Raw genomic sequence first — 23,828 nt, 5'->3', positions numbered from 1 at the left:
TTCTAAGAAAGGTGGTGAAAACAATGGTTAGAAAGAAAGCAGTGAAAGTATTACGTAAACAAAAGAAAAGAGAAGACATGCAACGTTTCACGCAGAAACAGAATATTGGACGAGCTTGCCTGACTGCAAAAGAATTTCGGTTACTTCAGCGCATGTCACATAGTTCAAAAGCATTGCGAAATGTTGGATTGTACACGATTAAACAAAGTTACTTGAATCATAACAAGATGGCTACTGTAAAAGAAGTGGACACTGCCATGCAAGCCGATATGAACTACTGGGGCATTCAATCAAACTCTGTTCAAGCGATTCGTAGAGCCTTATTTACAGAAGTGAAGAGCTTTTTTAAAGCAATGGAACAGTGGAAGAAAAAACCTGAAACCTTCGCAGGTCGTCCTAAGTTTCCGAATTATTCTTCTACAACTGACAAACGAATTATTGAAATCTATCAAGTTCCAAAAGTAGATGACAACGGGTATTGGATGATTCCGATGAGTGTTGCATTCAGAAAAAAGTTTGGTTCTATTCAAATACGTATGCCTAAAAATATAAGAAATAAAAAAATCTCCTACATTGAGATTGTACCGAAGCAAAAAGGTCGGTTCTTTGAGGTGCATTACACATATGAAATGCATGTTTCTCAAATGAAGAAAACACCCACGACCACAAGTATTGCTTTGAGTTGCGATTTAGGTGTAGATAGATTATTAAGTTGCGTAACCAATACAGGTGATGCATTTTTAATTGATGGAAAAAAATCAAAATCCATAAACCAATATTTCAACAAAATGGTATGTAATCTGCAACAAAAAAATATGGACAATGGAATTTCCAAACGTGTTGTAACGAACAAAATGGCAGCACTTTGGCATAAAAGGGAAAGACAAATAAATGGTTACATTTCACAAGCGGTAGGCCTGTTGTTCAAAAAAGTGAGAGAATTTGATATAGATACGATTGTTGTAGGGTATAACACGGGTTGGAAACAAAAATCTGATATAGGGAAAAAGAATAATCAAACATTTGTTCAAATCCCATTTCATAAACTGATTGCAGCGATTGAGAATAAATGTATAAAAGAAGGTATACGATTTTTAAAACAAGAAGAAAGCTATACTTCAAAAGCTAGTTTTCTTGATAAAGATCCGGTTCCTGTTTTGTCTAAGGATGATAGGACGCATTATCGCTTTAGTGGCAAACGAATCACGCGTGGTCTGTATCGAAGTCAATCAGGAACATGTATTCACGCTGATATTAATGGTGCGCTGAATACATTGGAAAAATCAAAAGTTGTAGAATTGGATGACCACCTCAAAGTGAAAACACCGATTTTATTAGAAGTACAAAAACGTAAGGCTGTTGCTTCGCGCATAGCTTAGTGGGTGTGTCAACCATCCATGTGTACTCGACTTGTCGGGGCTTGTAGCACACGCCAGATTCATCTGAGTGGTGGCTTTTTCCGTAAGGAAGAACTGCTCTTTTTCGAAAGGGTGGTGCAAGTGGGAAAACAATCGTTCGTTGCCAGTACCAACCAAAAACATACTTGGGGTGTTACCGTATGGTGGCATGAATGCTGGAGCGTCAAACTGTCTAGCGATAGACGAAAAGACCTAGCGTTCGAACTCAAGCCCCCACTGAAATGCTTTATCTCAGTGGGGGTAGTTGACTTGCATTCAATATGGCAAAGATTCACGTGAAACATTTATATATTGAAAATAAGAAAATATACGAAATTCATGGCCAACTTTTCTTCGCATCTACGGCAGATCTTATCAATAATTTTTCATTTGAGGAAGATGTAAAAGAAATTGAGTTGAATTTTTCTCACGCACACATATGGGATGATTCAGCAGTGGCATCAATTGATAAAGTTATTATGAAGTATGAACAAAGTGGCGTGAAAGTAAGTATAACGGGATTAAATGAACGTAGTGCAAAACTTGTTACTAATTTAGCTACTTATAATAAAAGAATTGCTAGTTAGAAGCCTCCTTTTTAGGGGGCTTTATTATATAATACGAGTAGGATAACGAAAAGGGGATTCAGCATATGTATAAACAAATTATATTAGCATGTGACGGCTCTGAACATGCGCTTCGAGCAGCGGAACATGCAACATATATTGCGAAATGTAGCGAAGAAACAAATGTTGAAGTTGTGTACGTAGTAGATAATAGAACAGCAAAATCAGATATTATACAAGGCCAAACAGATTTAGAAACAATATCGGCTAGCCGAAAAGATAAATTAAAAGAGATTGAAGGTTTATTAAAGAAAGAGAACATTTCTTATACAATTACGATATTACATGGTGATCCTGGAGATACGATCGTTCAATATGTAAATACAGGGGATATAGACCTTGTTATAGCTGGAAGTAGAGGGTTAAATACACTGCAAGAGATGGTGCTTGGTAGTGTAAGTCATAAAATAGCAAAACGTGTGAAATGTCCGGTGATGATTATAAAGTAAATTGAATAAAATGTAAAAAGGACCTTGGGATAGCAAGGTCTTTTTTATGTATAAATGCCTTGCATTTGTGGAAATACTAGATATATAAGTTGAGATGTTAACTTACAAATTTGTAAGTTTGTTGTTAGTGAAATCGATGTTATGAACATTATTCCATTGGTAAAATAAAAATAACGAAGGGGAGAGAGGAAGGATGAAAAAGATGAAAGCATTTCAAGATTTGTCATATAGTCAAGGTGTCGGTCTTATTTGTTTAGGGGGATTTGCTGCATCTGTTACGTTAGCTGTTGTAATAAAGATGATTCATCAAATCTTTTGATTTTAGAGTGGGGAAGGAATTGGTTGTTATAAATAGTAAGAAAAGGATTGTAAATAAAAAATAGCTCTTAGCAGTAAGTAAATGCTAAGAGCTATTATTATGATTATTTTTCTACTTCTGGCTTCTCACTTGTTACAGTAACGTCTTTCCAATGTGAAGTTATTTGATTCACTTCAGCATTGACATCAAAATCTTTTACGCGCTTATTAACACCTGTTAAATCAAATGTGTAATGAATTGGAATCATCGGTGCTTCGTCATGAATTAATTTTTGCCATTTATCGTATACTTCTTTACGATATTTTTCATCAGTAGCTTTTTCTGATAATCCAGCATCTAATAACTTCGTATTTTCATCATTTACCCAGCGCTGATAGTTAAAGCCAGCATTTTTACCCCATAGACCAGAAAGGTCAGGATCAGAACCAGTGTTCCAAGCACCAGAGAAAATATCAACCTTTGGATCATCTTTTTTAATCATTTCACGCATAGCATTAAATTCATGTAAGCGTCCATCAACAAGTTCTACTTTTAAGCCGATATCTTTCCAAGATTGAATATAGAATTTAGCCAGTGGTTCACTTGTTTCACTACCGTTACTAGCTAAGAAGTTAATTTTAAATTCATTACCTTTTGGATCTTCACGGAATCCGTCACCATTTTTATCTTTATAGCCAGCTTCATCTAATAGTTTTTTCGCTTTATCTACATCTAAGTTATATGCGCCAGCATTGTTATTATGGTACTTTGGCATAGATGGTGGAATTGGAGAGTTAGCTGGAACACGAAGTCCGTGATATACTTTTTCTCCTAATTTTTCTCTATCAATTGCATAAGCCATTGCTTGACGTAAACGAACATCTTTGAACTTATCGTTATCCATTACAGCTTCATTCTTTGCTTTGTCCATATGTCCAAATTTAAATCCGATATAAGTGTAAGCAAGCGCAGTTTTTCCTACTAGTTGTGTATTTTTTAATTTACTTACGTTTGGATATTGATCAGCAGTAATTGATGCAATATCAATATCACCTTTTTTCAGAGATGCACTAACAATAGATGGATTTACAACTTTTAATGTTACATTTTTTAGTTTAGGTTTGCCAGCCCAGTAATCATCGAAGCGCTCATACTCAACTGATTCACCAGGAACAATTTTCTTCACTTTAAATGGTCCGAATCCAATTGGATTTTGACGGATCTTATCAGATTCAGCCAGTTTTTCAATTGGTACATCACCTAAATATTTTTTAGGTGTAGGATATGTCCAAATACCTGTTTTCAATGAAGGGTTTACTTCTTTATAAGTAATCGAAATTGTTTTTGGGTCGACTACTTTAATACCAGAGATTTTGTCAGCTTTTCCAGCGTGATATTCTTCCATACCTTCAATCATTTGCATTTGTGTATCGTAACGGATACCTGTATATTTACTATTACCAATGATTAAGTAAGAATATTCTAAATCCTCAGCGGTTACAGGGTTACCATCGTGCCATTTTACATTATCTTTAATCTTAATAGTAATTGTTTTTTTATCTTCAGAAATTGTATACGTTGCAGCACCGTCATTTGTGATTTCCCAGTTTTTATCTGAAGCTAATAAACCTTCATCAAAGAAATCCATAATTTCTGAATCTGGAGCAACTTCATACAATACTCTACTTAAAACACCAGCGAAAGGTGAATTTGAAACGAGTCCATAAGTTAATGATCCGTCTTTAATTTCTTTACCATCATTTTTTACAGCAGCACTAAATTTATTTGTTTCTACTTTTTTCGTATTTGCTTTTTTGCTACCGCTATCAGCACCCCCACATGCAGATAGTAATAATGTTGAAGCAGCAAGTGTACTTAATACTTTGTACAATTTTGGTTTGTTCATAACTTCTCCACCCCTTAACCTTTTCTTTGTCTCGCATCAGCCGCACGTTTTAACGCTTGACCAATAAAATTTATACACAGCATCAACACTAAAATCATGATTGATGCGGGTAACCAAATCCACCATTTTTCTTGCAATACATCTGGGTTTGTTGCGTAACTTACAAGTGTACCAAGACTCGGTGTGCTTTCTGGTAGACCGAAGCCTAAGTAAGTCAAACTAGATTCAATGCCGATGTTACCAGCAAGATTTAATGTAATATTTACGATAATAATAGAGCTCAAATTAGGTAATATTTGCTGGAAGATAATCTTCCAATTTGGTGTTCCTAACGTTTTTGATGCAGATACGTAATCAAGTTCTTTCTCCGTTAATACTTTAGAGCGTATAAGCCTTGCTTTTCCGACCCATAAGAAAGCCGTCATTATGAGAATAAATGTAGTAATATTGAAAGTTGGAACGAGTGAGATAAATACGATAACAATCATTAAGAATGGTAAAATCATCATAAAGTCGATAAAACGCATGATGATGTTATCAACAACTCCTCCAAAATAGCCAGCAATTAGTCCCATCGTAAGACCGATAAGGGTTGATAAAAGAGTAATGGCTAAACCAACTGTAAAGGAATTACGTGTACCAATAATTAATTGTCCGAAAATATCACGGCCACCATAATCAGTTCCTAGCCAATGTTCAGCTGAAGGAGGATCATAAATGGCGAACAGATCAACTCGAACGATATCTTCTTGTTTCATAATAAATGAAGTTGCGTAAACGGCTATTAATATTAAAGCTAAAAAGAATAGGGAAAACATTGCTAGTTTATCTTTACGAAATTCGCGCCACATAATGGAGAAACCAGAAGGGCTCTTTTCGTAATGAATGACTTCAGTTTGTTTTTCAGGATTTGCTAACATAACGTTTCTTCACCTCCATTAATCAATACGAATACGTGGATCAACGATGCTTAGAATAATATCGGAAAGAAGAGTCCCGAGTAGCGTTGCGAATCCAGTAAATAATACAAGAGCAGTTACGACACTGAAATCACGTTGAGTGATAGATTGGAAAAATAGTTGTCCAATTCCTGGGTAGCCGAAAATATTTTCTAGAATAATAGAGCCACCAACTAAACCTGTAATTTCATATCCTAAAAATGCTGCAATTGGTAAAAATGAATTTCGTAAAATATGTCTGGAATATACTTTAGATTCTGGTACACCTTTTGCTTTTACTGTGCGTACAAAATCTTTATGTTTCGTATCAATAATTTCACTTCGTAAATATTGTACAGTTCCTACAGTGCCAATTAATGCCCCAGATAAAGCTGGTAAAATCATATGATTTAATTTACTTAAATAGTAATCAAATGATCCGGCTGCCACTTGTGGATCAACGCTACCACTTGTAGGGAAGATCGGGTATAAAAAGCCGAATAAGAATAACATTACTAATCCGAAAATAAATAGGGGTGTACCAAATCCTAAAAAGTTATAGAGTGTAATGAGTCGATCAGCCCACGTATCATTCCAACGCCCACTTATAACGCCAAGTGGAATGGCGATTAAATAAGTAAGAATAAGAATTAGAAGAGCTAACAGCACTGTATTACCAAGGCGTTCCCCAATAATATCTGTTACTTGTATTTTATGTGCGTAAGAAATACCGAAATCCCCTTGTACGGCATTTGAAATCCACCTTACATATTGTGTGGGAATAGGGTCATTTAACCCAAGTTTCTCACGTTGTTCTTCAATTACTTTTGGATCGGCTTTTGGGTTTGCGAGTTCAGCGCCACTTAATGCATCACCTGGCATTGCTTTAGCAAGTGTAAAGACGAGTACGCTTAATACGAATAATTGCGGTATCATAACTAAAATCCGGCGTAATATAAATTTCCACATGTTTTATCACTCCCTTATGGTAATGCCACCCGGTGAGTTGGCGAGATTGGTTTTAAATCGTAAGCACGTCCATTTTCATTGAAATAATTTTCGTATGATTTTTCGTACTCAGCGCTTACTTCACGACGCAATTTACGCTGTTGTTCGCGGTTTTCCGGACGAATATCAGGAATAGCTGATATTAGGCGCTTCGTATAGATGTGCTGTGGGTTATTATAAATTTCAGCACTAGTTGCTTCTTCCACAATGCGTCCGCGATACATAACACCGATACGGTCACACATATGGCGAATTACACCTAAATCATGACTAATAAATAAGTATGTTAGTCCGAGTTCAGATTGTAAATCTTGTAAGAAGTTTAAAACTTGCGCTTGTACTGACACGTCAAGTGCAGATACAGGTTCATCTGCGATAATAAGCTTCGGTTTTAGTGTAAGTGCGCGTGCAATACCAATCCGCTGTCTTTGTCCACCGGAAAATTCATGTGGGTATTTATAAATAGACTCTGGATTTAAGCCAACTTTATCAAGATAATCTTGAACAGCTCTACGCTCTTCATCAGGTGAGAGTTTCTCAAAATTCCGAAGTGGTTCAGCGATAATATCCATAACACGTTTCTTCGGGTTTAAGGATGAATAAGGATCTTGAAAAATCATCTGAATATCTTTTCGTTGTTCTCTTAGTTCTGAGCGACTTAATTTTGTTAAATCTCTATTATTAAAATGAATGCTACCGCCTGTTGCTTTTGTTAAGTGCATAATTGCTTTTCCAGTTGTTGATTTGCCGCTCCCAGATTCCCCAACGATTCCGTACGTTTCGCCAGGTTGTAGTTCGAAGCTTACGCCATCAACAGCACGAACGTAATCTAATGTACGACCGAAAACACCACCTTTAATTGGAAAGTGTACTTTTAAATCTTCTACTTTAAGCAGTGCCATGAGTTACGTCATCTCCTTTCTTATCTTGGAAGTTAAAATGTTTGTAGCAAGTACAACGCACCCAGTGGTCTGGTTTTACTTCATGTAAAATTGGATTTTCCTCGTGTTGATCAGGCCTAATCCATGGAATTCGAGCTTGGAAGCGGCAACCTGTGCGAGGCATCTTCGCTAACGAAGGAACTACTCCTTGAATTACATGCAATTTTTCTTTTTCAGCATACGCAGATGGAATGGAGTTTAATAGAGAACGAGTATATGGGTGAAGAGGGTTGTTAAAAATTTCTTCAACTTTTCCTGTTTCTACAACTTGTCCAGCGTACATAACGACGATACGATCGGCTGTTTCTGCGACAACACTTAAATCGTGAGTAATTAAAATGATGCCCATTTTCGTTTGTTCTTGAATAGATTTTAGTAAGTCTAAAATTTGTGCTTGGATGGTTACGTCAAGAGCCGTTGTTGGCTCATCTGCAATAATAAGTGCTGGGTTACAAGCAATTGCAATTGCGATAACAATTCTTTGTCTCATTCCGCCAGATAATTCGTGTGGGTATTGTTTATATGTAAGTTCTGGTTTTGGAATACCAACTTGATGAAGTAGTTCTAAGGTGCGTTCTTTCTTTTCTAATTTCGAAAGATTTGTGTGGTAGTCTAAGTTTTCTTCTATTTGTTTTCCAACTGTCATAAGAGGATCGAGTGCTGTAAGAGGTTCTTGGAAAATCATACCGATGTTTGATCCGCGTACTTTATTTATTTCTGCGGCTGACATCGTTAGTAAGTCCTTATCTCTATAGTTAAGCTGCCCTTGTAATTTTGTATTTGCTTCATTATGCAGTCGCATAATGGAAAGGGCAAGTGCACTTTTTCCGCAACCTGATTCACCAACTATCGCGACAATTTCATTTTCATGGACAGTTAACGAAACATCATCAACTGCGGCATGATATTGATCTTGTATGCGAAAGGAAGTCTGTAAGTTTTCAATGCGAAGAAGTGGATTCTTCATGGCTATCCCTCCATCTTTCTGAAAAGACTAAATATTTTGTATGTTGTTGTTATTTTAATATAAATTGACAATGTTTGACAAGAGAAAGTTGAGAAAATATTCAAAAATCTTTTTATATAAAAATTGAATACAGTTGTAGTAGTGGTTGAAGTGTTTTGGAAACGCTAACATATATGTGAGAGGGAAATAAATCTTTTGTAAGAAAAAAGTATTATATGTAGAAAAAAGAGAGGTGTTCTGGAAAGAACAGTCTCTCTTTTTTTGATAAGAATAATATTAGTACTTAAGCTTGTTTTTGTTTTACAGATCCTGTCTTTAAAGTAAGAGCAAGGAAGAACATTGCAAGTACACAAGATGCAAGTAATAAGATGAATCCGCCATCCCATCCAAATGCATCGACGATAAAGCCCATAGCGGCACTAGCGAAAGCTGCTCCGCCTAAGTAACCGAAGAAGCCAGTTAATCCAGCTGCAGTTCCAGCCGCTTTCTTTGGTGCTAAGTCAAGAGCGTGTAGACCAATTAACATAACAGGTCCGTAAATTAAAAATCCAATTGCAACAAGTGCGATACTATCAACCATTGGATTACCAGGAGGGTTTAGCCAGTACACAAGAACGGCGATAAATACACCAACCATAAATAAAATACCAGCAGGTGCGCGGCGTCCTTTAAATAGTTTATCACTCATCCAGCCACAAAGAAGTGTACCTGGAATACCAGCCCATTCATATAGAGCATAGGCTGTACGTGAACTACTATGAGTAAAGCTTTTTTCTTCTACTAAATAAGTAGGAGCCCAGTCTACAACACCGTAACGTACGAAATAAACAAAAACGTTTGCAATAGCGATGTACCATAAAAATTTATTGTTTAATACGTATTTAAATAAAATTTCTTTTACCGAAAGTTCGCGTTCGCGATCTTGTACTTTTTCATCTGGTGGATATTCTCCAGTATGTTCTTCAATAGAAGGTAATCCGCAAGATTGAGGTGTATCTCTCATCGTAATTAATACATAAATACCAACTAAAATTGAAAGAATACCTGGGAAGTAAAAAATACTTTTCCAGTCATTTGCAAAGAAATATAACCCTAATGTTACAAGGGAAGGCATAAGTGCGCCACCGACATTATGAGCGACGTTCCAAATAGACATTTTTGTACCGCGTTCACTAATAGAGAACCAGTGAACCATTGTACGACCACAAGGAGGCCATCCCATCCCTTGTACCCATCCATTTAAAAACTGAAGTACAAACATAAGTATAATGCTCGTTGTAATGAAAGAAAATGAGCCGAAAATAATATTAATGATACCTGATAAAAATAGTCCAGCTGCTAAAAAGTAGCGAGGATTACAACGATCGGATACGATACCCATAAGAAATTTACTTAATCCGTAAGCTATAGAAACTGCTGAAAGGATAACCCCAAGCTCCCCTTTACTAAAGCCTTGTTCAATTAAGTATGGCATTGCTAGTGAAAAGTTTTTTCGAACAAAGTAGTAACCTGCATAGCCGATGAAGATACCTAAAAATACTTGTAAACGTAATTTACGGTATTCACTATCAACGCGATCAGCTGGTAAGCGTTCCGCGTGGGGCGCAGGTTTAAAGAATTGTGTGAAAAACATAAAATGAAAATCCTCCCCAAATTAATTCGAAGTGTCGTAAGTCAGAGAGAATATAAAAAGGCCATGAAATATAAAAAAGTTTCCTTTTTTATGATTCATAGCCGTGTACTCCGATTCTCCGTGACTGTCAATATTAACTTCGTCGAAAATTATACAACTTTGTGACAAAAATGTAAACGTTTTTACGGATAAAAAGTATTGACGGATTTTGTTCGTCGGATTAATATTTAAATACGTTAAATATTTTATTGTTTAAATAAGAGGTGGATAACATGCCAAATGATATGACGCATATCGATAAAATTCAAGCTCTTGCCTTTTCGATTGGAAAGAAAATGCAGACAGAGTTATTAGAACAAATGCAAGCAACAGGACTTACACCACCGCAGTTTTATATTTTAAAGATTTTAGATCATTCTGGAGCTTCAAGGGCGACAAAATTAGCAAAAAAGATGTATGTAAAGCCTAGTGCAATTACAGTGATGATCGATCGCTTAATTGACCAAGAGCTTGTAGAGCGTTATCACGACAAAGAGGACCGTCGTGTTGTTGTCATTGAGTTAACCAAAAAGGGGAAAGCTAGAGTAGAAGAGGCAATGACCGCTCGTAATGAGCACATTGCAAAATATTTCTCACATTTAGAATTACAAGAAAGAGAAGATTTGTTACGCCTCTTTGAGAAGTTAGAAACAATTATTTGCGGGACACAAGAGAAAAAAGAGAATAACTAAGAGGAATTGAGGAGATTACATGGAGCAACAAGAAAATATAAATAGAAAGTTGTTGTTAATCGGTTTAATCATTGCGATGCTATTTGCTGCCTTAGATGGAACAATCGTTGGTACAGCAATGCCACGTATCGTTGGTGAACTAGGTGGATTAAGCTTAATGACGTGGTTAACAACAGCTTATATGTTAACATCAACGACAGTTGTACCAATCGCAGGTAAATTAGCGGATTTACTTGGCCGTCGTAACGTATATATAACAGGGCTAGTTATCTTTATGGTTGGCTCAGCATTATGTGGTATGGCAAATGGTATGACAGAATTAATTATTTTCCGTGGTATTCAAGGTCTTGGCGGCGGTATTATGATGCCGATGGCTATGATTATTATTGGAGATATGTTCACGGGGAAAGAACGTGCGAAATGGCAAGGTATTTTTGGTGCGTTATACGGTCTTGCTTCTGTAATTGGACCACAAGTGGGTGGTTGGATTGTAGATGCAGTGAACTGGAGATGGGTATTCTACATTAACTTGCCAGTTGGTATTTTAGCAACAATCTTTATTGCAATGGGATTAAAATCACATAAACAAACAGGACCAATTAAAATTGATATCGCTGGGATCTTTACGATGATTCTCGGTGTTGTAAGTTTATTACTTGCATTAACGTTTGGTGGAAAAGATTACGCATGGGATTCTTGGCAAATTATCGGGTTATTTGCATTAGCTCTAATTGGTATAGTTAGCTTTGTTATCGTTGAAACGAAAGCAGAAGAACCCATTTTACCGATGCATTTCTTTAAAAATCGTACATTTACATTACTAAATGCGATTGGATTCTTTATGAGTATTGGAATGTTCGGTGCGATTATGTTCGTCCCATTCTTCATGCAAGGAATTGTAGGAGTAAGTGCTGCTGAATCAGGTACAATTATGACGCCAATGATGATTACAATGATTGTGATGAGTATTATTGGCGGGCAACTTGTATTAAAAGTTGGTGTAAAACCACAAATTATTACAGGAATGCTTATAATGGCTGGAGGATTCTGGTTATTAACAACGATGGATATGCACACAACTAAATTGACTGCTACTTCTTATATGATGGTTATCGGTTTAGGAATGGGTCTTGTAATGCCGACATTAACATTAGCGTTACAAGAAAGCTTCCCGAAAAAAGATCTTGGTGTCGTAACATCATCAAGTCAGTTCTTCCGTCAAATCGGCGGAACATTTGGTATTACAATTTTAGGATCAATCATGAATAACACTTCAGGTACAACGTTAACAAAAAATTTAGTACCTGTATTAGATACATTCCCAAAAGAAGCGGGACAAATGGTAACGAAATTTAAAGATATGATTCATACAGATCCGCAAGGCTTATATTCAATGTTATTTAGTCCAGAGGCATTAAAACAAATGCCAGAAGCATTCGCTAATAGCATTGTACCAATTTTGAAAAACTCTTTAGTAGACTCACTTCATACTGTATTCTTAACAGGATTAGTATTTATCGTAGTAGGCGCTATCTTTACGATTTTCTTACAGAAGATTAAACTGTCAGATCGTAAAAAGGATGCTGAAGAGCCAGCTACAGAGGAAAAAGAACAAACTGTATCCTATTCGTAATGAAAAAGCATCGCCTTATGGCGGTGCTTTTTTGAGTATAACCTTAAAAGCTTTTTCGTGAGAAATGATTGACGTATTTCTAGAAATACGTTATATTATTTTCTGTAAACGGTTACATGAAATGGAGAGGGAAGAAAATGAGTACGATTAAAGACGTTGCAAAATTAGCGGGAGTATCTGTTGCGACCGTTTCCAGAGTGTTAAATAAAAATGGATATGTTCATGAAGATACGTTAAAGAAAGTAGAACGAGCGATTGAGATGCTAGACTATAAGCCTAGTACAGTAGCGCGTTCACTGTATAATAAAAAATCTCGTTTAATTGGCTTAGTTGTTCCAAATATCGTGAATCCATTCTTTCCAGAAGTTGCACGTGCCGTAGAAGATGTAGCGCATAAGCAAGGGTATACAGTTGTACTTTGTAACTCTGATGAAAGTTTAAAGAAAGAAAAGCAATATATTGATGTACTTAGGCAAAATAATGTAGATGGATTTATTGTAGCGACAAATCCACAAAATAGTGTGAATTACATGAACTTGTCAGTACCAGTCGTTGCAATTGACCGTATGTTTAATGAGCGTATACCTGCTGTGTATGCAGATAACTATGCGGGAAGTCAGGCAGCGACAAAGTTATTAATAGATAAAGGCTGTAAACATATTGCGCATATTCGTGGACCGCGTGACGTAAGTACAGCTAATGAACGTTTTGAAGGCTTTGTAGACGTTATTACGCAAAATAATCTTTCTTATATGATTGCAGAGAGTACATTTGATCCAGCTAATAGTGAGCGTGTAGCGGTGGAACTATTAGAACAATACCCGCATATTGATGGAATTGTTGCTGGGAATGATTTAATTGCAATAGGTATCGTAAAGGCTGCGCTTCAAAAGGGGATTTCTATTCCGGATGATTTACAAATTATCGGATTCGATGGAATTTCTTTAACAGAGATGATGTATCCATCTATTACAACTGTTGCACAGCCAATTTATGAAATGGGGAAAATTGCAACAGAACTGCTGTTAGAGCAGATGGAAGGAAACGTATTAGAAGAGAAACATTATCGTTTACCGATTGAAATTATAGAACGAAATACAACGAAGTAAGGAGATGAAATAGATGCCAAATATTGCAGTAGTAGGTAGTATTTCAATGGACTTAGTGGCCGTTTCAAAAAAACGTCCGAAAGCAGGGGAAACAGTAATTGGTGAAGCATTCCATACAATTCCAGGAGGGAAAGGAGCTAACCAGGCGGTTGCTGCAGCTAGATTAGGCGCAAATGTAGCGATGGTTGGAGCGGTAGGAGACGATAATTATGGAACTGTAGTTAGAAAAAATTTAGAGAACGAACGCGTTTTTATCGACTATGTGGTACCGGTTACAGATGCGGCGACAGGAATTGCTCATATCGTTTTAGCAGAAGAGGATAACAGTATTGTTGTCGTGCAAGGAGCGAATGCTCTTGTCAATGAGTCGGTTGTAAATCGTTCAAAAGATCTTCTTATAAAAGCTGATATGGTTGTGCTTCAACTAGAGATTCCGCTTGAAACAGTAAAATATGTATTAGCTATTTGTGAGGAACACAAAATCCCGGTTATGTTAAACCCAGCGCCAGCACAAGTGTTATCAGAAGATATTTTAGAAAAGGCAACTTATATTACGCCAAATGAACATGAGTGTCGCATCGTATTAGATGATTTCACATCACCAATTGAAGAGTTACTGGCTAAATATCCAAACAAACTATTGATGACAGAAGGTTCCAACGGTGTACGTTTCCATAATGGTACGGAGATTGTACATGTTCCTAGCATTGCTGTTGATGTAGTAGATACGACTGGAGCTGGTGATACATTTAATGGTGCATTAGCAGTTGCGCTTTCTGAAGGAGAAACACTTCAAAAAGCAATTCGTTTTGCGAATATTGCTGGTGGTCTTTCTGTAACGAAACTTGGGGCGCAAGGCGGTATGCCAACGAGAGATAAAGTACGTGAAGTGCAGGTGATTGTCGGATGAAGAAGCACGGCGTATTAAATAGTGAGATTGCATCAATCCTTGCTTCACTTGGGCATACGGATACGATTGTAATTGCTGATTGCGGTTTACCAATTCCTGACGGAGTAAAAAGAATTGATTTAGCTGTTGAAATAGGAAAACCTAGCTTTTTAGATGTATTGCAAGTGGTAGCTGATGATATGGCAATTGAAAAAGTGACGTTAGCAGAAGAGGTTATTAACAATAATGCGGAAATAAATAAAGAGATTGAGCTGAAATTAGTAGAGCCAGCGTTTGAATATGTATCTCATGAACAATTTAAAGAGCATACAAAGAAAGCGAAAGCTATTATTCGTACAGGTGAGGCTACGCCTTATGCCAATGTAATTTTACATGCAGGCGTGATTTTTTAATAAAGGGAAGTGATGGGAATGCGTATTGAAATGAAAAATATTTCAAAGGCGTTCAATGGCAATCCTGTTTTGAAGAATGCACAGTTTATGATTGAAACAGGAGAAGTCCATGCATTGATGGGGGAAAATGGAGCGGGTAAATCAACGCTCATGAAGATTTTAACAGGTGTATACAAAAGAGATGGTGGAACGATCACGATTGATGGACAAGAACGAACTTTTAAAAATGCGAAAGAAGCTGAAGAGTACGGTATTGCATTTATACATCAAGAATTGAACATATTACCGAATTTAACAGTAGCTGAAAATATGTTTCTCGGTAAAGAGTTAATGTATGGGAAGACAGGTATTTTACGTACGCGTCAAATGAACGCTATTGCGCAGCAGCAACTAGCAGAGTTAGGATTACATGTAAAAGGCGCTATGTTGGCAGGAGAGTTATCGGTTGGACAACAGCAAATTATCGAAATTGCGAAAGCACTAATGACAAATGCAAGCGTTATTATTATGGATGAGCCTACAGCTGCATTAACAGATCGTGAAATTGAAACGTTGTTTACTGTCATTAATAAATTACGTAAAGAAGGCGTTTCGTTCGTTTATATCTCACATCGAATGGAAGAAATTTTTTCAATATGTGATACCATTACGATTTTACGTGATGGGGAATACGTCGGAAAGAGATCCATTCCGGAAACATCGTTTGATGAAGTAGTGAGTATGATGGTGGGACGCAGCATTGGTGAACGTTACCCAGAACGAAATAGTCAAATTGGCGATGTGATTTTTGAGATGCGTAATGGAACGAAAAAAGGGAAGTTTGAAAATGTATCGTTTCAGGTGAGAAAAGGTGAAATCCTTGGTGTTGCTGGTTTGATGGGAGCTGGCCGTACAGATATTATGAAAGCGATATTTGGATACGAACCTTTAGATTCTGGCCAAATTTTTATAAATGGACAAGAAGTAAAGATTGATAGTCCGATAGATGCGATTAGACAAAGAATAGCTTTCATTACAGAGGATAGAAAATCTGAAGGATTAGTGCTAGATTTCTCAATTCGAGAAAATTTAGCTTTACCGAATTTAGAAAGTCTTTCAAAGGGAAGCGTCTTAAGTAACGAACTAGAACAACAGTTTACAGCGGACATGATGAAACTTCTTAATGTGAAAGCATCTAGTGGAGAGCAAGCTGTGAAATCTCTTTCTGGTGGAAATCAGCAAAAGGTTGTTATTGCAAAATGGTTAGGTATCCACCCGCAGTTACTCATTTTAGATGAGCCAACAAGGGGTGTTGATGTTGGAGCGAAAAAAGAAATTTACTCTATTATGAATAAGCTTACCGAAGAAGGAGATGCCGTTATTATGGTATCATCTGAGCTTCCAGAAGTTTTAGGGATGAGTGATCGCGTTCTTGTTATTCATGAAGGAAAAGTCGGCGGCATTTTAGAGAAAGATGAGGCATCACAAGAGTCTATTATGGCACTAGCTACAGGGGGAGAGTAAGGATGGCTAAGAAGGGGAATGTAGTACAACAACTTGGGTCTTTAATTGGACTAGCGCTAATTATTGTAGTAATTACGGCTTTAAATCCAGCGTTTATTGAAATTCCAAATTTATTTAATATACTGCGTCAAGTATCGATTAATGCGCTTATTGCATTCGGAATGACCTTTGTAATTTTAACAGGGGGTATTGACTTATCGGTAGGTTCTATTTTAGCATTATCAAGTGCACTTGTTGCTGGAATGATGGCAAGTGGCATGGACCCGTTCCTTGCGATGGCAGTTGGATTATTAGCTGGTCTTGTAATGGGAATTGTAAACGGTATCATCATAGCGAAGGGAAAAGTAGCTCCATTTATTGCGACTTTAGCAACAATGACTATTTTTCGCGGGTTGACGCTTGTTTATATGGACGGACGTCCGATCACTGGTCTTGGTGATCATTTAATGTTCCAAATGTTTGGCCGCGGTTATTTTCTTGGTATTCCAGTACCAGCTGTTACAATGATGATCGCTTTCGCAGTGCTGTACTTCATTTTGAAGAAAACGACATTTGGTCGCCGTACATTTGCAATTGGTGGAAATGAAGAAGCAGCAGCATTATCAGGTATTAATGTTACGAGAATTAAAGTAATGATTTACGGTCTTTCCGGAATTTTGGCAGCGCTTGCAGGTATTGTCTTAACATCACGATTAGATTCTGCACAGCCGACTGCAGGTACTTCTTACGAATTAGATGCAATTGCAGCAGTTGTATTAGGTGGAACTAGTCTTTCTGGGGGAAGAGGATGGATTGTTGGTACATTCATCGGTGTACTTATTATCGGTGTACTAAATAACGGTTTAAATTTATTAGGTGTATCTTCTTTCTTCCAACAAGTTGTAAAAGGACTTGTAATCTTACTAGCTGTATTAATTGATCGCAGAAAAGAAGCGTAATGGAGGGACAGTTCATGAAGAAATGGTTACTTATACTCGTTGCATGTATTATGGTCATTACTGCTGGTTGTTCAATGGAACCACCAGAATGGGCAAAGGATTCTAGCGATAAAGGTCGAAATAAAACTATTAAAGTTGGATTCTCTGTTTCAACTTTAAATAATCCCTTCTTTGTAACTTTGAAAAAGGGTGCAGAAAAGAAAGCGAAAGATAGTGGCATCGAATTGATTGCTGTTGATGCACAAAATGATGCAGCAAAGCAAACAAATGATGTTGAAGATTTAATTCAAAAAGGTGTCGATGTAGTTGTTATTAATCCAACTGATTCAGATGCTGTTGCTTCAGCAGTAAGTGCAGCAAATGCAGCGAATGTTCCTGTTATTACAGTAGACCGCGTTGCAAATTCAGGTAAAGTTGTTTCTCACATTGCCTCTAATAACATTGAAGGTGGTCAAATGGCTAGTGATTACATTCGTGAATTAGTCGGCGAAGGAGCAAACGTTGCTGAGTTAGAAGGAATCCCTGGTTCTTCTGCTGCTCGCGAGCGTGGGAAAGGATTCCATAACGTAGCGGATAAATCTTTAAAAGTAGTTGCTAAACAAGCGGCTGATTTTGATAGAGCAAAAGGATTATCTGTTATGGAAAACATTTTGCAAGCAAATGGTGATATTAAAGCCGTGTTTGCCCATAACGACGAAATGGCATTAGGGGCACTTGAAGCATTGAAGTCTGCTGGAAAAACGGATGTAGTCGTTGTTGGATTTGATGCAACAGAAGATGCTGTGAAAGCGGTTAACGATGGGCGTATGGCTGCAACAGTTGCTCAAAAACCGGAATTAATCGGAGAGAAGGCGATGCAAACAGCAAAAGAGATCACGCAAGGTAAAAAAGTGGACAAATCTATTCCGATTGAATTAGAGCTTATTAAGAAAAACAAATAAATATAAAATGAAAATTAGGAAGGAAGAATAACAAATGAAATTCTTTATTGATACAGCAAACATTAACGAAATTAAAGAGGCAAATGCATTAGGCGTATTAGCTGGAGTAACGACAAATCCATCACTTGTAGCAAAAGAAGGCGTAGACTTCCACGAGCGCATTCGTGAAATTTGCAACGTTGTAGAAGGACCTGTAAGTGCAGAAGTAATTAGCTTAGAAGCAGATAAAATGATCGAAGAAGGAAAAGAGTTAGCGAAAATTGCTCCAAACGTTGTTGTAAAAGTTCCAATGACAACAGAAGGTTTAAAAGCAGTAAAAGCGTTCTCTGACTTAGGAATTCGTACAAACGTTACATTAGTGTTCTCAGCAGTTCAAGCATTACTTGCAGCTCGTGCTGGTGCAACATACGTTTCACCATTCTTAGGTCGCTTAGATGATATCGGTCATAACGGTATGGACTTAATTCGCCAAATCGCAGAAATCTTTGCAATTCACGGCATCGAAACAGAAATCATCGCAGCATCTGTACGTCACAGTGTTCACGTAACTGACGCAGCATTAAATGGTGCACATATTGCAACAATCCCAGCAAACGTAATTACTTCATTAGTGAAGCATCCACTAACAGATCAAGGAATTGAGAAATTCTTAGCTGATTGGGAAAAAACACAAGAGAAATAATAGAAAATCAAGAATCCTAGTTTAAGTGACTAGGATTCTTTTTTTGTATTTAAAAGAATTTTCATGCAATTTTGCATATTGTCTTTTAAATTTTTTATATAAACTATTTAATATATACAAATCACTCTTTATTTTTCATATTTTGATATAGACAGATAGAGAGTCTGACCAGAAAACTGGAGGGCATGATTCTATAACAGAAAGCTTAATGTTTATAGAATTATGCCTTTTTATATAGGGAGGGCAGAAAGTAGAGCTTTTGATTTAAATGCACTTATTTATCCCACTTTAATGGGCAGTAAGACCCCCACCTCAAAATTCAGCGAAAGCAAAGAATTTAGGTTGGGGATCAACTGTCCATAAAAGTCCGATTGGTGAGGGCTGATAATCAGTGGGGGATGAAGAAAACCCCCACTGATTAAAGTTTCACTTTATCTGAATTTTAAGTTTTATAAAAGGAGAGAAATGAAATGAGAAGAAAAGCGCCATTTAAAGTGTTATCGTCATTAGCAATCGCGGCAATTATCGGATGCACATCTGTAATGAGTGCTCCATTAGCGTACGCAGAAACGCCAGCAAAAGAGAAAGAAAATGTATCTACAACACCAATTGATTACAATTTAATTCAAGAAGATCGTCTAGCGGAAGCTCTGAAAGAAAGAGGAGAAATTAATCCAGCATCTTCTAAAGAAGAGACGAAAAAGGCTGTAGAGAAATATATTGAAAAGAAACAAGGAGATCAGGCAAATAAAGAAATTCTTCCAGCTGATACTGCTAAAGAGGCATCTGATTTCGTGAAAAAAGTAAAAGAGAAAAAAATGGAAGAAAAGGAGAAAGTAAAGAAACCTGAAAAAAATGTTAGCCCTGAGCAAAAGCCAGAACCAAATAAAAAGCAATTAAATGGGCAAGTTCCAACATCTAAAGCAAAGCAAGCGCCGTATAAGGGATCTGTTCGAACGGATAAGGTATTAGTGTTACTCGTTGAATTTAGTGATTATAAACATAATAATATTGATCAAACACCAGGGTATATGTATTCGAATGACTTTAGTAGAGAGCATTATCAAAAGATGTTATTTGGTAATGAGCCGTACACGTTATTTGATGGTTCAAAAGTAAAAACGTTTAAACAATATTATGAAGAGCAGTCTGGCGGTAGTTATACGACTGATGGATATGTAACAGAATGGTTAACTGTTCCAGGAAAAGCATCTGACTACGGTGCTGATGGTAGCAGTGGTCATGATAACAAAGGTCCAAAAGGCGCACGTGATTTAGTGAAAGAAGCTTTACATGCAGCTGCTGAAAAAGGATTAGATTTATCTCAATTTGATCAGTTTGATAGATATGATACAAATGGTGACGGGAATCAAAATGAGCCTGACGGTGTAATTGATCATTTAATGGTAATCCATGCTGGTGTTGGTCAAGAAGCTGGTGGAGGTAAATTAGGCGATGATGCCATTTGGTCACATCGTTCAAAATTAGCAGTAGATCCAGTAGCAATTGAAGGAACAAAATCAAAGGTAGATTACTTTGGTGGCAAAGTAGCAGCACATGATTACACAATTGAACCAGAAGATGGAGCAGTAGGTGTATTTGCGCATGAATTTGGACATGACCTTGGCTTACCAGATGAATATGATACGAAATATACTGGAACCGGTTCACCTGTCGAAGCTTGGTCATTAATGAGTGGGGGAAGTTGGACAGGGAAAATTGCAGGAACAGAGCCAACTAGTTTCTCACCACAAAATAAAGATTTCTTACAAAAGAATATGGGTGGCAACTGGGCAAAAATTTTAGAAGTAGATTACGATAAAATTAAGAGTGGTGTAGGAGTTCCTACATATATTGATCAAAGTGTTACGAAATCAAATCGTCCAGGCGTTGTACGTGTTAACTTACCAGGCAAAAGCGTTGAAACGATTAAACCGGAGTTTGGAAAGCATGCATATTATAGTACAAGAGGGGATGATATGCATACAACGTTAGAGACACCATTCTTTGATTTAACAAAAGGAACAAATGCAAAGTTTGATTATAAAGCAAATTATGAGTTAGAAGCAGAGTGCGATTTTGTTGAAGTTCATGCAGTAACAGAAGATGGAACGAAAACATTAATTGATAGACTTGGAGAAAAAGTAGTCCAAGGAGATAAAGATACAACAGATGGAAAATGGATTGATAAATCATATGATTTAAGTCAATTTAAAGGCAAAAAAGTGAAACTGCAATTCGATTATATTACAGATCCAGCTGTAACATATAAAGGTTTCGCGATGGATCATGTAAATGTAACTGTTGATGGACAAGTAGTATTTTCTGATGATGCAGAAGGAACATCTAACATGCAGTTAAATGGATTCGTTGTTTCTGATGGAACAGAGAAAAAAGCTCATTATTACTACTTAGAGTGGAGAAACTATGCAGGGTCAGATAATGGATTAAAAGCAGGAAAAGGTCCAGTGTATAATACAGGTCTTGTCGTTTGGTACGCAGATGATAGCTTTAAAGATAACTGGGTTGGGGAGCATCCAGGTGAAGGCTTCCTTGGTGTTGTAGATTCACATCCAGAGGCACTTGTTGGCAATTTAAACGGAAAACCAACTTACGGTAATACAGGTATGCAAATTGCAGACGCAGCATTTTCATTTGATCAAACACCAGCATGGAGTGTAAATTCATTAACACGTGGACAGTTTAACTATTCTGGATTACAAGGTGCTACAACTTTTGATGATTCAAAAGTATATAGTAATAAACAAATTGCAGACGCAGGAAGAAAAGTTCCAAACCTTGGACTTAAATTCCAAGTTGTTGGACAGGCAGAGGATAAATCAGCAGGCGCTGTTTGGATTAAGCGTTAATAACAGAAAAGCACATTCTTCATATGAAGAGTGTGCTTTTTAAATTGTACAGTAAGTTATTATTTTAGCTTATGTAATACAAGTGTCTGTTCATATGTAGTGTATCAAATTATGTAGGGAAAGGAAATATTTCCGAGGAAATTGTCGAAGTATCGTCGGTATTTATACACTTTTTTTGTAAAAGAAGAACTGTAGTATTGCTATTACAGTTTAATTTATTTACATTGTTACTTGGTTAGACACAGAAGTAATATATTCGGCAATAAAAGAGCGCTATTGATAGTGCTCTTTTTTATGGGTAGAAAGGAGTGAGTTAAATGAAAGAAATAATTGAATGTCCACAGTGTGAAGGGAATATTACAGCGCAACATATTATGGATCTCCCGCATTCTTTTTCATTCAGGTGTCCACATTGTAAGGTGAAATTAAAAGAAATGAGGATTACACCGTGCTTAATATTAGCAGCAATTTGTATTATTCCACTATTTATTATGATTGGAGAGAGTATTAAGGAATTACTAGTAAAATATTTTTCTATTATAGACGATGTACCAACTGTACTTATTTTCTTCTTATTTTGTTATCCATTGTATTATCTCTATGAAAAATATAATGCCATATTGTTTATTAAATACGGCTTGTTGAAAGTTAAAAGTTGAATAGGAGTTTATCATTAAAAAAAGACAATGATGGAATTATCCTATCATTGTCTTTTTTACTTTGTCTCTACCTTTTACTTTGCTTCTTACGTAAATCATTCCGGCAAATGTTAATAAGAATGCAGTTCCAATAACGAAGCTGACGCTAGGGGATGCCCCGATTGCTCCAACTGTAAAGGATCCAGCAACAACTCCTAATGAGAAGAAAGCATAAAACAATCCGAATGCTTTTCCACGTTTATCATCTGTCGTATTTTCAACAAGTAATGCATTTATCGATGGGAAAAGGATAGCGAATCCAATGCCATAAATCATCATAACGATAAAGAGCATGCCTTTTGTTGCGAATAATCCAAGTAAAGATAATGCTAATGCCATTACTGCAATACCGATTAGCATTAGTTTTGAACGATTAAATCGATCATAAATACGATTTGTCGGTAGTAAGAAGAAGAGGATAGCGGTAATGCCGAATACACTTAACATCATGCCTGTTGTAGATGCTTTAAGTGCCAATGCCTCAACTTTCACTGGTAACATATACGTGACAATTCCTTGTGAAAACATGAGTGTGAAAGCACCAATATACGCCTGTAATAACGGTTCTGATTTCAATAGTTCAAACATATCTTCTTTGTTCATCATTTGTGTTCTTGAAGTATCTTTTCTTGATACGTTATTTGGTAAGAAGAAGAGAGATACGATTGTACCAAGAACCATTAAAATAGAAATGGTAATGAACACCCACTCTATACCAGCAGTTGCTTTCATAATACCGCTAAAAGCAGGTCCTACAATTGCCGCTGTTCCAACAGCAGCACCAGATAGAGCCATTGCCTTACCTTGTCTTGCTGCATTTGTTTGTTTTGATAAAAACGTAAAGGCAGCAGGAATTAAAAATCCGTCACTAAAGCCATGCATAAAGCGCACAACTAATAGTTGTTCACCACTTTGAGCAACAGTGTATAACAAGACTATGAAACTCGTAAGTCCCATGCTTATATAAAGTATTTTTTTTGCACCAAATTTATCGACAGCAGCGCCAGCAATAATATTACCGATCATATTAGCGAATGAGTACATGCCGACAACTAGCCCAATAATAAGAGGGGATCCTCCAAGACTTTGAGCGAACGTACTCATAATAGGTAATTGTGAAAATGTATCTAGAAACGCTACGATAACAATAAAGTAAATAAAATATTTCAAGCGATATTCACCTCTCCTATGCTATTATGGCATAATGCTAATTTCAACCGCAATGAAATTGAATTAACAGATGTGGAAAAAAGTACAA

At 36.7% G+C, this 23,828-nt stretch carries 21 protein-coding genes and 1 pseudogene; 15 read left to right on the top strand and 7 right to left on the bottom strand.

Features of this window, described 5'->3' with window-relative positions:
- Positions 1-23 precede the first annotated feature (23 nt).
- The 4 genes and pseudogenes from ACTFSI_RS22120 to ACTFSI_RS22105 all read left to right on the top strand — a co-directional run bounded on the left by ACTFSI_RS22120 (position 24) and on the right by ACTFSI_RS22105 (position 2,791).
- On the top strand, positions 24-1,379 hold the full coding sequence (locus ACTFSI_RS22120; protein WP_000251806.1) for an RNA-guided endonuclease TnpB family protein: 1,356 nt from the start codon (positions 24-26) through the stop codon (positions 1,377-1,379).
- A gap of 290 nt (positions 1,380-1,669) precedes the next feature.
- A pseudogene (locus tag ACTFSI_RS22115) lies at positions 1,670-1,984 on the top strand (STAS domain-containing protein); the annotation flags it as partial.
- 65 nt (positions 1,985-2,049) lie between these two features.
- Positions 2,050-2,472 (top strand): universal stress protein, encoded by a 423-nt coding sequence (locus ACTFSI_RS22110; protein ID WP_000277998.1) that lies wholly within the window; start codon positions 2,050-2,052, stop codon positions 2,470-2,472.
- Positions 2,473-2,665: 193 nt separating this feature from the next.
- Positions 2,666-2,791, top strand: coding sequence for a DUF4027 family protein (locus ACTFSI_RS22105; RefSeq protein ID WP_080776439.1), 126 nt, complete (start codon positions 2,666-2,668; stop codon positions 2,789-2,791).
- Between the two features lie 103 nt (positions 2,792-2,894).
- Here ACTFSI_RS22105 and opp4A read toward each other — a convergent pair whose 3' ends face one another.
- The 6 genes from opp4A to glpT all read right to left on the bottom strand — a co-directional run bounded on the left by opp4A (position 2,895) and on the right by glpT (position 10,163).
- Positions 2,895-4,676 (bottom strand): oligopeptide ABC transporter substrate-binding protein, encoded by a 1,782-nt coding sequence (gene opp4A / locus ACTFSI_RS22100; protein WP_049112125.1) that lies wholly within the window; start codon positions 4,674-4,676, stop codon positions 2,895-2,897.
- 14 nt (positions 4,677-4,690) lie between these two features.
- A complete protein-coding gene (locus ACTFSI_RS22095; protein WP_000880731.1) occupies positions 4,691-5,596 on the bottom strand; it encodes an ABC transporter permease in 906 nt (301 codons plus the stop codon).
- Positions 5,597-5,614: 18 nt separating this feature from the next.
- Entirely contained in the window at positions 5,615-6,583 is a 969-nt protein-coding gene (gene opp4B / locus ACTFSI_RS22090; protein WP_000265445.1) for an oligopeptide ABC transporter permease, read from the bottom strand.
- 14 nt (positions 6,584-6,597) lie between these two features.
- Positions 6,598-7,524, bottom strand: a complete 927-nt coding sequence (locus ACTFSI_RS22085; protein WP_001196379.1) for an ABC transporter ATP-binding protein — start codon at positions 7,522-7,524, stop codon at positions 6,598-6,600.
- Positions 7,511-8,530, bottom strand: coding sequence for an ABC transporter ATP-binding protein (locus ACTFSI_RS22080; RefSeq protein WP_000795370.1), 1,020 nt, complete (start codon positions 8,528-8,530; stop codon positions 7,511-7,513). The genes ACTFSI_RS22085 and ACTFSI_RS22080 overlap by 14 nt, the downstream gene beginning before the upstream one ends.
- A gap of 283 nt (positions 8,531-8,813) precedes the next feature.
- Positions 8,814-10,163 carry a glycerol-3-phosphate transporter gene (gene glpT / locus ACTFSI_RS22075; protein ID WP_000466369.1) on the bottom strand — a complete coding sequence of 450 codons (1,350 nt, stop codon included), beginning with the start codon at positions 10,161-10,163 and terminating at the stop codon, positions 8,814-8,816.
- A 272-nt stretch (positions 10,164-10,435) separates the two neighbouring features.
- Here glpT and ACTFSI_RS22070 point away from each other — a divergent pair, with 272 nt between their 5' ends.
- The 11 genes from ACTFSI_RS22070 (at position 10,436) to ACTFSI_RS22020 (ending at position 22,531) form a co-directional block, all read left to right on the top strand.
- Positions 10,436-10,894, top strand: a complete 459-nt coding sequence (locus ACTFSI_RS22070; RefSeq protein ID WP_440045646.1) for a MarR family winged helix-turn-helix transcriptional regulator — start codon at positions 10,436-10,438, stop codon at positions 10,892-10,894.
- Between the two features lie 19 nt (positions 10,895-10,913).
- A complete protein-coding gene (locus ACTFSI_RS22065) occupies positions 10,914-12,527 on the top strand; it encodes an MDR family MFS transporter (RefSeq protein WP_000437635.1) in 1,614 nt (537 codons plus the stop codon).
- 137 nt (positions 12,528-12,664) lie between these two features.
- The gene (gene rbsR / locus ACTFSI_RS22060) at positions 12,665-13,636 is read left to right on the top strand and encodes a ribose operon transcriptional repressor RbsR (protein WP_138322481.1); all 972 of its coding nucleotides are present in this window, start codon (positions 12,665-12,667) and stop codon (positions 13,634-13,636) included.
- 13 nt (positions 13,637-13,649) lie between these two features.
- Positions 13,650-14,546 (top strand): ribokinase, encoded by an 897-nt coding sequence (gene rbsK / locus ACTFSI_RS22055; protein WP_001132853.1) that lies wholly within the window; start codon positions 13,650-13,652, stop codon positions 14,544-14,546.
- Positions 14,543-14,938 carry a D-ribose pyranase gene (gene rbsD / locus ACTFSI_RS22050; RefSeq protein ID WP_000716155.1) on the top strand — a complete coding sequence of 132 codons (396 nt, stop codon included), beginning with the start codon at positions 14,543-14,545 and terminating at the stop codon, positions 14,936-14,938. Before rbsK ends, rbsD begins: the two co-directional genes overlap by 4 nt.
- Before the next feature lie 18 nt (positions 14,939-14,956).
- The gene (gene rbsA, locus ACTFSI_RS22045) at positions 14,957-16,441 is read left to right on the top strand and encodes a ribose ABC transporter ATP-binding protein RbsA (RefSeq protein ID WP_001217688.1); all 1,485 of its coding nucleotides are present in this window, start codon (positions 14,957-14,959) and stop codon (positions 16,439-16,441) included.
- A 2-nt stretch (positions 16,442-16,443) separates the two neighbouring features.
- Positions 16,444-17,379 (top strand): ABC transporter permease subunit, encoded by a 936-nt coding sequence (locus ACTFSI_RS22040; protein ID WP_001074652.1) that lies wholly within the window; start codon positions 16,444-16,446, stop codon positions 17,377-17,379.
- Between the two features lie 14 nt (positions 17,380-17,393).
- Complete coding sequence (gene rbsB / locus ACTFSI_RS22035; protein WP_000758975.1) at positions 17,394-18,320, top strand: ribose ABC transporter substrate-binding protein RbsB; 927 nt, start codon at positions 17,394-17,396, stop codon at positions 18,318-18,320.
- A gap of 34 nt (positions 18,321-18,354) precedes the next feature.
- On the top strand, positions 18,355-19,002 hold the full coding sequence (gene fsa / locus ACTFSI_RS22030) for a fructose-6-phosphate aldolase (protein WP_138322479.1): 648 nt from the start codon (positions 18,355-18,357) through the stop codon (positions 19,000-19,002).
- A gap of 470 nt (positions 19,003-19,472) precedes the next feature.
- Entirely contained in the window at positions 19,473-21,872 is a 2,400-nt protein-coding gene (gene inhA2 / locus ACTFSI_RS22025) for a M6 family metalloprotease immune inhibitor InhA2 (protein ID WP_138322478.1), read from the top strand.
- A gap of 317 nt (positions 21,873-22,189) precedes the next feature.
- Positions 22,190-22,531: a hypothetical protein gene (locus ACTFSI_RS22020; protein WP_000658669.1), complete on the top strand. Its 342-nt coding sequence runs from the start codon at positions 22,190-22,192 to the stop codon at positions 22,529-22,531.
- Between the two features lie 36 nt (positions 22,532-22,567).
- On the opposite strand, the gene ACTFSI_RS22015 is transcribed toward ACTFSI_RS22020, so the two are convergent.
- Positions 22,568-23,740, bottom strand: a complete 1,173-nt coding sequence (locus ACTFSI_RS22015) for an MFS transporter (RefSeq protein ID WP_000873232.1) — start codon at positions 23,738-23,740, stop codon at positions 22,568-22,570.
- Positions 23,741-23,828: the final 88 nt, after the last annotated feature.

Origin of the sequence: Bacillus cereus group sp. MYBK101-2 (genome assembly GCF_051918845.1) — a bacterium.
Classification (GTDB): Bacteria; Bacillota; Bacilli; order Bacillales; family Bacillaceae_G; genus Bacillus_A; species Bacillus_A paranthracis.
This window is presented reverse-complemented; position numbering and strand designations above follow the sequence as displayed.